This is a genomic window from Candidatus Latescibacter sp., from assembly GCA_030692375.1.
Taxonomy (GTDB): domain Bacteria; phylum Latescibacterota; class Latescibacteria; order Latescibacterales; family Latescibacteraceae; genus JAUYCD01.
Genome location: JAUYCD010000115.1, coordinates 1 through 12,190, shown reverse-complemented (window position 1 = coordinate 12,190; position 12,190 = coordinate 1). Strand labels below are relative to the sequence as shown.

Below are 12,190 nucleotides of genomic sequence, written 5' to 3'. Positions count from 1 at the left end.
GTGAACATATGTTACATCGAAAATAATTCAATTTTGAAGAAATTAAGGTAAATATTCTTCTATCATTTTATTATATAAGCACTTAAGATTAATGCGTAAAAATTTTGTGAATAATCCGGGTTAAGTCCCCCTTTGGGGGATTTAGGGGGCTGCAGTTTAAATGTCCAAAGTTCATTTCCTTTCGGTTTCCGGAATGTGCACAACCATAATTGCCGGATTTCCATAAAATGGCTCTACCCGAGGTTTGAACGCCCCGTTAAGGTTGAACATGAGTGTGCTCCCATCCGCAGAAAGCGCCAGACCGTGTGCGCCGCCGTTGTAAAAACCGTACTTTTCAAAGTAGTAATCATCGATAAACGCGATTACTTTCCTCTTTCCTGTTTTGGTGTTGAACTGCATGACCGGCTGGTGATAGGAGTGTGACTGGACGAGATTAGGCATATAGTATATGTACGAGCAGTCCTCGCTCATCTCGATCCTGGGGGCGTAGGTCTCGTCCGCCCAGAGCAGGGTGACTACCTCAGTTTTACGGGTATCCGGCCAGAATTTATAGAGCGTTCCGGTCTGACTATTCACCCAGAAGAAACCGCCCGGCGACCGTTTATGTGAGTGGGCGCGCATGAGACTGGAATTTCCTTTGTTTTTACCCAGATCGGGCGGGGTGGTTTCCGCGTACCTGGTAAAGGTATTGGTTGCAGGATCAAAACTCACAAAATTATAGGGAGCGTTTTGTGTGGCGCACCAGAAAAATCCCGTGTTGGAATCGAGCATGGTGCACCGCAGCCCCCACTGTATGCCTTCGGGCGGATAACCGGCATACGCGGCCTGATTATCGCGCACATGGTAACAGAGAATCTCTCCCTTCGATCCCACCGCGAAGAGTATGCCCCGCACCGGATCGAGGGTATAGTAAGGCCAGCCGGATTTGGGCATCGGAACCCCCATGTCCCGGGCGCGGCCGGTATAGGTGTCATAGCGCACCAGGTGGCTGCCCGGCCATTTGGCATAGTTTTCGGGAGTGGGTTTCGGATCCGGGTCCCAGTAAGTGAGAATCCACAGGGCGCCGTCAGCCATGACCCCCATGTCGCCATGGATCTTGCTGTCCCCCACCCCGATCTTGTCCCAGCCACAGAGATGGGCGAAATCAACAACCCGTTTCGAATCATGAACCACCGGGTCATACTCCCACAGATAAATATGGGAATCCGGCCCGCGATGGTCGCCTTCGGCGTAATAGAACCGGCCATTTGGCGCCAGGGTTACATCCGCCCAGTTGGACCAGAGGCTCTTGTTGTCTTCCGGGAAGTACATGGGGTCGATGCCTCGTACCGGGGCAAAATCTATCGTGGGAGGAGTCTTCGCGATCTCAACTCCTTCCAGCCATGCGGGAGCGACACCTTGGGGAACCTGAAGAAAACGCTCGCTGGTGTCGAACTCCATGCCGTTTTTTTTGTAAAGGTTTTTTTTGTCGTATTGATCATTCCACTTATTTCGCTGTGTTTCCGTGACCTTCTCCCAGCTCTCGCCGAAAGCCAAACGTGAGCCGGGAAGCGCGATCAAGATGGACGCCGCCAGAAATCCGGATATGAGATGCCGTTTCATATTTACCCTAATTGTTTATGTGCTCTTTTCAGGAAATTACCACAAATATAAGCAAATCCAAAAAAAAATACAGGGAAAGATTGATTTGTTGTTTTTCGGCTCTGATATATCAATATATCGCCTTAAAAGGTGAAAATGATAAGCGGGGAAACAAAATAAAGATGAAGCGTTTAAAAAGTAAACAAAGCTTTCATTTTTATAAATTCATATATTGCTGTTTCATGAGAAGGTGTTAAAAAAAAGCATACGGGAGGGAAAAAATCATGGCCTTATTCGAGTACCGCTGTAAAAGCTGCGGCAGAATTTCAGAAATTCTCATACTTTCGGAAGAAGATAATGCTTCGTGTACCTGGTGCGGTTGTGAGGATATGGAGAAACTCATGTCGACTTTCGCTGTTTCAATGAAATCAGCCTCCGCAAAATCGACTCCGCCCGGTTGTCCCAGCGGCGGCTGCTGCAACAGAGAATGCGGTTTCTGATAAGGAAGGCAGCGCGTAGCGCCGAAAGGGGGCTTCAGTTCACTTTAGAGTTACTTCTTCAACCTTAATACCCAGCGTCACAATTTCATGGGGCCTCATTGTAACAGAAATAGTTCTTCCGTCAACAACAGACTTTTCTGCGGCATCGAGTGGCTGTTCGATCAGATTTAACCTCCTTGCGGACAGCACATTCGATGGCAATGTAAGAGTAATTGGTGTTCTTTCCCCGTTCACTTCAAAAAGCCGGGCGACCATTTCATCTCCATTCTCCGATTCTTTCAGCCCTGATAATACAACATTGCCTTTATTAACCGATATGAAAGACAATTCTTCAGGAAGGAAAGCATTCCCCCTGCCGAGAGCCGCTGACGGAGGCTCGATCGAGAGCGATGGAACATTATAGGCGTCGCCTTCGTCCCAGACGCCGTTTTTCCAGTCGCCTTTATGGGGAAATAACGCATACTGTATATGATGGATACCCTGGTCGGGATAAATATCCGGTGTATTAAAACTCCTGAGCAGGCTGAGACGGAGTTCGCCGTTTTCAAACGAATGACCGTATTTTGACCGGTTAAGCAGGGCAATTCCATTGTCGCCGCCGGATATATCGACCCATCTTTGTGCGGGGACATCATGACCGTCTGCCGGGCGCTCCACAACATCGAACGGAACATGACAGGAGAAATGCGGATTGTCAAGAGCCACCGGGAAAATAACGCGAAGCATCGGCGCGCCCGCCGCAGCATCGAACCGTTCGAACCAGTGAACATCGAGTTCGAAATCGATCCTCGGATAAGAGCGGTAAATGTATGTTCTTTGAACGAATTTTGAGTTTCCCCATTTCTTGACAGTCTCGATGCACGCCCGGACAGGACCGCGTTCGGTTACCTTGATGCTCTCAACCGCGGTAATATCCTCGACGCGCTTTGACCGGCCGATGTTCCATGCGTTGGCGCCTCCGTCCTCGATGTATATCCGCAGATGGTTCAAACCGCTTTTGGCATATTCTGTTCTTGTTCGTTTGTCCACAAGACTTGTAATTTCGCCTGAAGACATATCGATTTTTATCAAAAAGAAATCCGTTTCGAAAGCTCCGTTATCGGCTGAAAAAAGTGTATTATAGTCTCCGGGTCGTGTTGTATCGATAGTATATGATCGATAACCGCCTGCGGGCAGATTATCTGCCACAAAAAGAATACGCGAGCGCCAGCCGGGCGGAAAGTTCTTGCCCCAGACAACCTGCGCCGGGATTGTTTTTCCCGAAGGATCACGGACTATAACTGTAGGTGCATTCCCCTGACCGATATTTACCGGCTCTATACTGCCACCGTCGTATGGATTGCCCCAGTATGACAGATGTGTTGTCGCCGGAGATGAATGGGTGAAAATATCCGCCTCGACCAGAGATGTACGTGCCCGCGGCTGGAGATTGAACGCGACAACCGGCTGGCCCTGTCCACGGGGGATTTTAACCTTATCGGCGATTTTTCTGAGCGCAGAGTCGCGCGCATTTTCCGCATGTGAAGTAACCCATTTTTGATCGGCGGCGGCATCCATGTTGCTTTCATGTATCGCAGACCCGGGAAGAATATCATGAAACTGATTGAACAGAAGGATTTCCCATGCCTCGCGCAGGTCTTCCGCGGGGTATGCGCCTCCCATGAAGCGATCAAGCGAGGACATGAACTCGCCCGAGTAGAGCGCCGATTCGCAGCGCCGGTTCCCTTCCTTCACCTTTGCAACGGAGGTATAACAACCCCTGAAAGTGAATTGCATCTCACCCCGGTGAGTCGTCAGGCCGTTCATTTCCTTCTGGACCGAGCGGCAAAAATTTTCAAAAGTTGAGAATTCCATTTTCGGATAACGGGGAGTGTTGTTAAGCAATTGCGCCGTTTCAATATCCCGCCGGGTCGGGCCGCCGCCATGGTCTCCGACTCCGTAGGGAATGAATATTTTGTTGCCCTTCGGCGCAATATCGTCAAATTCTCTGGTAATATCGGTAGTAATGGCCTGATTATAAAATTTGTTGGCATAACATAAGATTTTTGAACCATCGGGGGCTTCCCACCAAAAAGACCCGTTTATCGGAGAGCACCGTTTCGTATAGAACGATCCGCACCCCGCCAATGTTAACAACTGGGGAAGCTGCGATATATGCCCGAAATTGTCGGGGAGCCAGCCTACACGCGTTGATTTTCCAAAACGGTCGAGAAAAAACCGCTGTGCAAGAAGAAACGACCTCGCGAGAGATTCACCGCCCGAAAGATTCGTGTCGGCCTCGACCCACATCCCTCCGCCAAGCTCCCAGCGGCCTTCTTTCACATAATGACGGATACGCTCGAAAAGAGCAGGATCAGTCTTCTCGACAGCCTTATAGAGCGCCGCCTGGCTCTGAATGTATTTGAAATCAGGATACTCGTCCATAAATGCTACAACCTGTCGGAATGTATCTTGAGCAATTTTTACTGTTTCATTATTACTCCAGAGCCAGTTCATATCGATATGCGCCTGGCCGGTGATGAACGCAGTCTTCCACGAAAGGTCGGGAATATTTGTAAGAGATCGCTCCTGGATTTTTTTCAGAGTTTCTGCAACAGTCTTCATGTCATTCGCACAAAAAGCTTCAAGCCCTTTACGGGCATCCGAAACATACGAAAGATAAGGGTTAAGAGAGATGTGATAGGTTTCTATTGCGGCGTCTGTTTTTATTCCCAGCTCACGAATATTTTTATCCGGGTTTCCCGATGACGCTGCGGCCAGACACAGACATTTCACCGTTAGGCCCCAATGTATCGGATATGTTTTAGATAAATCTCCGGATTGGATAACGATTTTAGATCCGCCGGCACTGAAGGCTTTGGCAAATTGCATTGTATCCACAGGAATATCGACGCGCATAAAACCATGAGAATTCAGGGAATTTACAACGGCTTCTCCGAGTTTTCCTCCGGAGGAATCGATTAATCTGCAAAGGATTTTCTCTGCCTTGAAATCGCTGAAATTTGAGAGAGCGATCACAGCCTTTATCCCTTTTCTGTTTTCCGAAGAACGCAGTGATATATCGGTAAGAATCAGGCTGTCGGTATTTACATTTTTTTGGCTTCCGGGATTGACCGGAAAAGCCCAATAATCTGTTTTCCCTGGTTGTCCAACGTCCAGAGAAAATGATAGTTCGGTTTCAGATTTGATGGAACAGGAAAAGCTCCTTCTATTGGACTTCCAGCCGCCGTTCAATTCGCACACTTTGATCAGAAGCCTGTTCCACCCTTTATGAAGGGTGACATTCGCCACATGATCTCTGCGGGCGTCATGCCAGGGATTTACATATACTATATCTCTCCAGACCTCTGCGCTGTTCACCCATACAGCAAGACCTGCATCCGAATCGAGCATGAGCTGTACTTTCTGTTCTTTTTTGGATAGAATGTAAGTAAAAGCATAGGCCGCGCAGTACTTCTTAACAGGAAAATCGTATCTCTGAAGGTCGACTCTGGGGTCTTTAACAGTTATAGCCTGCCATTTGAAACCGCCGATGCTGTCACCCGGCGAAGGCGCCAGAAATATTTCCGGAAGATAGGGGAAATCAAGGATTTCTGAGTCATCGGAGGTATGGAAAGTTCCGATGACGAGCCATTGGGTAACAGGCGTCACTGAAGATGCGCTCAAGGCTACTTTAGGTATGCCGCCGAGGGCGATAAGTAATAGAACAAATACATACCCTGGTTTTTTTCTTATTATTCCATGATAATCAAACATCTTAATCCGCCTTTGATGGAGTATATGATAAGAGGCTGTAATATAATATGACGTTTAGATCCTGAAACGAGTTCAGGATGACACGTGTCATGCCGAACTTGTTGCCGCTTCGCGGGAACGATGAAACCGTTTCGGCATCTATTTTGAAATGAAACGTAATAAAATATGTCGTCATGTATAGGATAAGAGGTTGTAATATAATGTAAAGAAATTTTATAGCATGTGAAAAAGGCTTTCAGATACGAGAACAGTTGCAATGCTGCTACGCGATAAGTATATTATAGATAATACGATGATATATTATATTATATAGCATGAATGTTGCTTGAAAAAGCCCTGTATTCCCTATCTTTTATAAGGAAGTCATTATGGGGAAAGTACATATCATTTCAAAATACCGCCGTCTTTTCCTTAATCGCGTTGAAGCAGGAAGTCTCCTCGGTCAGGAATTGAAGCGTCTCAACCTGGAAAAACCGATTGTCATGGGCATTCCACGGGGCGGAATTATTATTGCCCGTGAAGCGTCGCTGATTCTGGGTTGTGATATGGATATAGTGCTTTCACGCAAACTGGGCGCCCCCGGAAATCCTGAACTGGCCATCGGGGCGATCGCTGAGGATGGATCGGTATTCCTGAATGAGATGATCTCTTCCCGCATCGGTGTATACGACTCCTATATCGAGCAGGAAAAAGCCCGCCAGCTTTCCGTCATTTCCGCTCGGAGCGCTCGATACCGCTCTATCCTTCCGAAAGCGGATTTGCATGAAAGGCCGGTGATCATTACCGATGACGGTATCGCTACTGGCGCCACCATGCAGGCGGCCCTCCGGGTCGCCCGCAGGGAAAATCCCTCGTATCTTATTGCGGCGGCCCCGGTCGGAGCGGAAGATTCAGTCTCAAGCTTGGCCGGAGATGCGGACGAGGTGATCTGTCTGAACACCCCGCCGTTCTTTGCCGGCGTCGGGCAGTTTTATGTGGAATTCACTCAGGTGGATGACCAGACTGTGGAGGAAATCATGCGAGAAGAGGCTGAAAAGAGGGCGGCCGGATGACACGCAAAGTTCAGCCGGGATAATGGAGGAAAATGTGCAATTTCGAAAATTTGGAAAACTTGACTGGAATGTTTCAGCGCTCGGTTTCGGATGCATGCGCCTGCCGACGACTGATGGAATACCATTGAGCGGAAACATAAACGAAGGCGAATCGATAAGAATGATACGTTTTGCCATCGATCAAGGCGTAAATTACATCGATACCGCCTATCCCTATCATGGCAGGAACGGCGAGATTGTGGTCGGGAAAGCGTTGAAGGAAAGATACAGGGAAAAGGTCAAACTTGCGACAAAATCTCCCGTCTGGCTGTTAAACAAAGCAGAAGATTTTGATTCCTTTTTAAACGAACAGTTGAAAAAGCTTCAGACAGATCACATTGATTTTTATCTTCTCCATGGTCTGGATAAGCTGCGATGGGATTCGGTCATCCTCAAGCTCGGCATTTTAAAAAAAGCGGCATCGGCGATTCGAGACGGCAGGATAGGGCGCCTGGGATTTTCTTTTCATGATACCTGTGATTCTTTCAAAGAAATCATCGATGGGTACGACCGATGGGTTTTATGTCAAATTCAGTATAACTATATGGATACTGAGAATCAGGCCGGAACAGAGGGATTAAGGTATGCGGCATCGAAAGGAATGGCTGTTGTCGTGATGGAGCCATTATTGGGAGGAAGATTGGCGAATCCGCCGCAGCCGGTTCAAGCGCTGTTCGACAGGTTCGAGAAGCGGCGTTCTCCTTCCGATTGGGCGCTTCAATGGTTATGGAACCAGCCGGAAGTGTCCTGTGTGCTGAGCGGGATGAGCAGCTTGAAGCAGGTTGAAGAGAATATACGTTCGGCAGACCTGTCCGGCGTGGGTTCTTTCGGAGCGGAAGAAGCGCACCTCATCGAGCGTGTCCGGGGAAAATTTAAAGAAAGAGCGGCAATCCCCTGTACGAAATGCGGTTATTGCATGCCCTGTCCCAACGGAGTGAACATACCGAGAAATTTTGAATTATATAACGATGCCGTCATGTATGATGATCCCGGCGCGCCGCGCATGACCTACACGAGATTTTTTAATGAAAAAGAACGCGCGAATGTATGCATACAGTGCAGAATATGCGAAGAGAAATGTCCGCAGAAAATAGTAATCAGCGAGCTCTTGAGCCAGGTACATGCAGTGTTGGGGGAAGGAAAACCAGTGTAGCATCGGAGGGGGGAATAAAAATGGAAAATGTCGAGCTGAAACACAAAGCCATGTTATACGAGCCACTCGAAAACCAGTGGGTGCACTGTTTTCTGTGTTCTCACCATTGCCGGATTGCGCCTTCAAACAATGGTATCTGCGGAGTCCGCCGCAATGAGGAAGGAATCCTCTATACGATGGCTTACGGTTCGGTTATTGCTTCACACATCGATCCGATCGAGAAAAAACCGCTCTATCACTTTTTACCGGGTTCGGAATCTTATTCCATTGCCACCATCGGATGCAATTTCAAGTGCAGCTTCTGCCAGAATTGGGTGATTTCCCAGGCCTCGCCGCAGGATAGCTCCCTGGGCGGATATGCAATGACTCCCCAGGAGATTGTCCAATCGGCTTTAAAGAATCGCTGCGGGAGTATCTCTTACACCTACACCGAGCCTACCATATTTTTCGAGTACGCCTATGACACCGCCAAACTGGCCCGTGAGGCCGGATTGTATAACGTTTTCGTCACCAACGGATACATGACCGGGGAAGCCCTCGATACCATCAAGCCTTATCTCGACGCCGCCAATGTGGACCTGAAAAGCTTCAGCGATGAATACTACCGGAAAATCTGCAAGGGGCGTCTCCAGCCGGTTCTCGATACCATTGCCCGCATGAAAGAAAAGGATATATGGATCGAAGTGACCACCCTTATCGTGCCGGGAGAAAACGATTCGGAGAAGGAGCTGAATGACATCGCCCATTTTCTCTCCACTGTGAGCATCGACATCCCCTGGCACATCAGCAGGTTTTTCCCAAACTACAATCTTACCGATCATTCTGCGACTCCGCTCGATACCCTCATTAAAGCCCGTGAAATTGGGAAAAAAAATAACCTCCGCTTTATATACCTCGGTAATGTCGGCGGATACGGCGATACCCGATGTTTCAACTGCAACGCCCTCCTGGTGAAGAGGGCTTATCTCGCCGCAGAGAAAAGCTTCCTTTCCGATCATGTCTGTCCGAAATGCGGGGCTGAAATCAAAGGGGTTTGGAAATAAAAAAGGGATTTATACACAATGTTAGCCGTAGGAAATAACAAGCCTTGATGCTACCTGATGAAACTAAATTATTTTCTCAAGCGTCCGATATCATGTAATAGGAAATAGTACTTGACATGATAAATGATTTGTGTTATTGAATGTTTAATAATAATTTGTCAGCGAACCAAATGGATGGAATGATCTTATTCCTGTTCGGTGGGTGCATTCCGAGGGGGTTATCATGTTTGTATTCAAATTCGACAAGGCAATTCAAGCCGTTGCTTACCTTCTACGGCGTGAGCCAAGCCGAGAGATGAACTACATGCGATTGCTCAAGATTCTCTATATCGCAGACCGAGAAAGCATTAAGCTAACAGGGCGTCCAATTACAGGGGATCGGGTTATCGCAATGAAGCAAGGCCCTGTTCTCGGCAATATCCTCGACCTAATAAAAGGGATTCATCTTCGCAGTCCCGAGTGGTCTATGTTTATCCAAAGAGATGAATACAAAATTCGGCTAATCGCAGAAACTGGCCTTCCAAATCTGAGTCGCTTTGACATCTTAACTCTTGAGCGGGTTGCCGAAGAACACCGATCGCTTGATGAATGGGATTTGGTTGAGTTCACACATAATTTCCCCGAGTGGCGGAAAAACGATCCGGGGGATTCTAAGATGAAAAAGATTCCGTTTCCTGATATCTTTGAAGCATTGGGACGAACCACCGATCCGGAGATAGAAGAAGAGGCTATGGAAGACAGAGCCTTCGCTCGTCTGTTTGGGGGATAATCCGATGGCCGAGATGGGTGACACATTCCGAGTATCATATACGCGGGACTGATAGTAATTGGTGTAGAGTGGTTCTCAAGGGTTCGATGGTTTGCTTGCGTCCGGGTTTGTCGATTTACCGGCATCGGGGCTTGGATACGGATAGGGATAGGGAGGTATGTACCGGTCATACGGGCCGTATTCAGGATATAAATCCAGCGGATAATAGTTATAAAACCTTCCCAGCAAGCCGGGCTGCCGGAATACGATATACGGATAATCGTACGGGGAGAGGTAATATCCCGTGGGATAATTGTAATAATTGAAGTTGTCGTACGGTGTAAACCCCCAATTGGGATTTTCCCAGTCAAACAGCGGCGGAGCAGACGAAATGTTCTCGGTTTGAATCATGGCCTTGAGCAAATCATCTGCCACACCTTCCTTTTTCAATCGTACGATATCTCCAGAGCTGAGTTGAAACCTTGAGTGTGTCGCCTCGATATGACTCTTGATTACCTCCGATCCGACCCCGGCCCTGGTCATGGAAATGATATCGTCGATGGACGCCGCCCGCGGATTCACCGTGGATAACGTAGAACATCCTCCCATCACAGCAACAACCAGACCGGCAGCCAGTAAAACTCCAAAGGCTCTCATATGTTCCTCAGCCTTTTTGGTTTCGTATCTGCTGGTATAATTTCTCATATTTTTCGGCAGACCTTTTCCAGGAATAATCATGGGACATGGCACGTCCAACAGCTTTCAGCCAACGCTTGCGGCCCGGCTGGGTGAAAGCCTTCACCGCCCGTTCCATCGCTTCCACAAGCGCTTCGGATGTATACTCCTCAAAAGAGAATCCATTCCCGTAATCAGGGTCGGAGTCCAGGTCATGCACCGTATCTGCCAGCCCGCCGGTAGCATGCACCACGGGGAGGGTCCCATACCGGAGCGCGATGAACTGACCGAGACCGCAGGGTTCATACCGGCTCGGCATCAGGAAAGCATCCGATCCGGCATATACAAGTCGTGCCATCAGAGGATCGAATTTGACCATGATCCGGATACGGTCGGGGTACTCGGCGGCAAGTTTTTCCATGGCCACGGCATGCTCACGGGTTCCTGTGCCGAGGATGACCAGGCATACGGCCATGGAAGCAATCTTTTTCACCCCTTCTTCCAGAATGTCGAATCCCTTCTGGCTGTCCAGCCTCGAAACCATCCCGAACACGGGGGAATCTTCTCCTGGCGAGATACCGAATTCTTTCAGGAGAGCCTGACGGCAGATTTTCTTACCGCTCATTTCGGCGGAGGTGTACCGAGCAGGAAGGGATTGATCGGTTGCCGGGTTCCATTCCTCCTGGTCGATGCCGTTGAGAATGCCGAAGAGGTCATTCTTCCGTTCGGTAAGCACTCCCTGCATGCCGAAACCCAGCGGCTCCGTGGTGATCTCACGGGCGTATGTTTCGCTCACCGTGGAAACGGCGTCCGCGTACACAATCCCGCTTTTGAGGAAGGAAACATTGCCGTAAAACTCCATTTTCGTCCAACGGAATTCTTCATCCGGAATACCGGTAAGCGAGAACACCCAGGGGGGAAAAATTCCTTGGTAGCCGAGATTATGGATGGTGAAAAGGCTCGAAGCGCCGTAGAACAGGGGTTCCCAGGCATACAGAGTGCGGAGATAGGGGAGGATCAGGCCGGTTTGCCAGTCATGGGCATGGATGATGTCCGGTTTGATTCCGAGCAGCCTCGCCGCTTCCAGCGCTCCCCTTGAGAAGAATACGAACCGTGGGCCGTTGTCGTAGTAGTCTCCCTGCTGTTCGCCGTATAAGCCGGGACGGTCAAAGTACTCCTCATTTTCGATGAGATGAATGGTGATTCCTTTCCAGGAAGCGCTGCTCACTGTGGCCGGTTTTGTTACCGGGCCAACCGTGACCTGGAAACGGCCGCGATTCTCATCAAAACCGTACTTTTGCCGGTCTATTGCGGAATATCCCGGCAGCATCACAGCCACTTCGTTTCCCATCCGGGCAAGCACGACCGGAAGCGTACCGATCACATCGGCAAGTCCTCCCGTCTTGCAGAATGGAGTCATCTCGGACGCAACAAAAAGAATTTTCAAAAGGAAGTCTCCTGAATATATGAATATATATTACGATATAATTAATTACGCATGTTTTTGAGTGTTTAGATCCTGAAACGAGTTCAGGATGACACGTGTCATGCCGAACTTGTTGCCGCTTCGCGGGAACGATGAAAGCGCAGCGCATCTTTTAGCAACCGTTTCGGCATCTATTTTGAAAAGAAACGCAATAAAA

At 48.8% G+C, this 12,190-nt stretch carries 9 protein-coding genes; 5 read left to right on the top strand and 4 right to left on the bottom strand.

Annotated elements, in window-relative coordinates; translation table 11 throughout:
* Window positions 1–171: 171 nt before the first annotated feature.
* Window positions 172–1,602, bottom strand: a complete 1,431-nt coding sequence (locus Q8O92_07465; GenBank protein ID MDP2983150.1) for a hypothetical protein — start codon at window positions 1,600–1,602, stop codon at window positions 172–174.
* 263 nt (window positions 1,603–1,865) lie between these two features.
* On the opposite strand from Q8O92_07465, the gene Q8O92_07460 reads away from it, so the two are divergent.
* Window positions 1,866–2,081 (top strand): zinc ribbon domain-containing protein, encoded by a 216-nt coding sequence (locus Q8O92_07460; protein MDP2983149.1) that lies wholly within the window; start codon window positions 1,866–1,868, stop codon window positions 2,079–2,081.
* Window positions 2,082–2,120: 39 nt separating this feature from the next.
* Here the strand turns inward: Q8O92_07460 and Q8O92_07455 are convergent, their stop codons facing one another.
* Window positions 2,121–5,837, bottom strand: a complete 3,717-nt coding sequence (locus tag Q8O92_07455; protein MDP2983148.1) for a glycoside hydrolase family 38 C-terminal domain-containing protein — start codon at window positions 5,835–5,837, stop codon at window positions 2,121–2,123.
* A 368-nt stretch (window positions 5,838–6,205) separates the two neighbouring features.
* Between Q8O92_07455 and Q8O92_07450 the strand changes: the two genes are divergently transcribed.
* The 4 genes from Q8O92_07450 to Q8O92_07435 all read left to right on the top strand — a co-directional run bounded on the left by Q8O92_07450 (window position 6,206) and on the right by Q8O92_07435 (window position 9,893).
* A complete protein-coding gene (locus Q8O92_07450) occupies window positions 6,206–6,889 on the top strand; it encodes a phosphoribosyltransferase family protein (protein MDP2983147.1) in 684 nt (227 codons plus the stop codon).
* Between the two features lie 34 nt (window positions 6,890–6,923).
* Entirely contained in the window at window positions 6,924–8,081 is a 1,158-nt protein-coding gene (locus tag Q8O92_07445; protein MDP2983146.1) for an aldo/keto reductase, read from the top strand.
* Window positions 8,082–8,101: 20 nt separating this feature from the next.
* Window positions 8,102–9,124, top strand: coding sequence for an AmmeMemoRadiSam system radical SAM enzyme (amrS, locus tag Q8O92_07440; GenBank protein MDP2983145.1), 1,023 nt, complete (start codon window positions 8,102–8,104; stop codon window positions 9,122–9,124).
* A gap of 223 nt (window positions 9,125–9,347) precedes the next feature.
* Window positions 9,348–9,893 (top strand): Panacea domain-containing protein, encoded by a 546-nt coding sequence (locus Q8O92_07435; GenBank protein ID MDP2983144.1) that lies wholly within the window; start codon window positions 9,348–9,350, stop codon window positions 9,891–9,893.
* A gap of 75 nt (window positions 9,894–9,968) precedes the next feature.
* Here the strand turns inward: Q8O92_07435 and Q8O92_07430 are convergent, their stop codons facing one another.
* Both Q8O92_07430 and glgA read right to left on the bottom strand, forming a co-directional pair.
* Complete coding sequence (locus Q8O92_07430; protein MDP2983143.1) at window positions 9,969–10,529, bottom strand: hypothetical protein; 561 nt, start codon at window positions 10,527–10,529, stop codon at window positions 9,969–9,971.
* 7 nt (window positions 10,530–10,536) lie between these two features.
* Window positions 10,537–11,994, bottom strand: coding sequence for a glycogen synthase GlgA (glgA, locus tag Q8O92_07425; protein ID MDP2983142.1), 1,458 nt, complete (start codon window positions 11,992–11,994; stop codon window positions 10,537–10,539).
* Window positions 11,995–12,190 lie beyond the last annotated feature (196 nt).

Coding starts and splice junctions, on each gene's coding strand:
- amrS (MDP2983145.1), top strand. CDS start 8,102: ATGGAAAATGTCGAGCTGAAACACAAAGCCATGTTATACGAGCCACTC.
- Q8O92_07430 (MDP2983143.1), bottom strand. CDS start 10,529: ATGAGAGCCTTTGGAGTTTTACTGGCTGCCGGTCTGGTTGTTGCTGTG.
- Q8O92_07465 (MDP2983150.1), bottom strand. CDS start 1,602: ATGAAACGGCATCTCATATCCGGATTTCTGGCGGCGTCCATCTTGATC.
- Q8O92_07435 (MDP2983144.1), top strand. CDS start 9,348: ATGTTTGTATTCAAATTCGACAAGGCAATTCAAGCCGTTGCTTACCTT.
- Q8O92_07450 (MDP2983147.1), top strand. CDS start 6,206: ATGGGGAAAGTACATATCATTTCAAAATACCGCCGTCTTTTCCTTAAT.
- Q8O92_07460 (MDP2983149.1), top strand. CDS start 1,866: ATGGCCTTATTCGAGTACCGCTGTAAAAGCTGCGGCAGAATTTCAGAA.
- Q8O92_07455 (MDP2983148.1), bottom strand. CDS start 5,837: ATGTTTGATTATCATGGAATAATAAGAAAAAAACCAGGGTATGTATTT.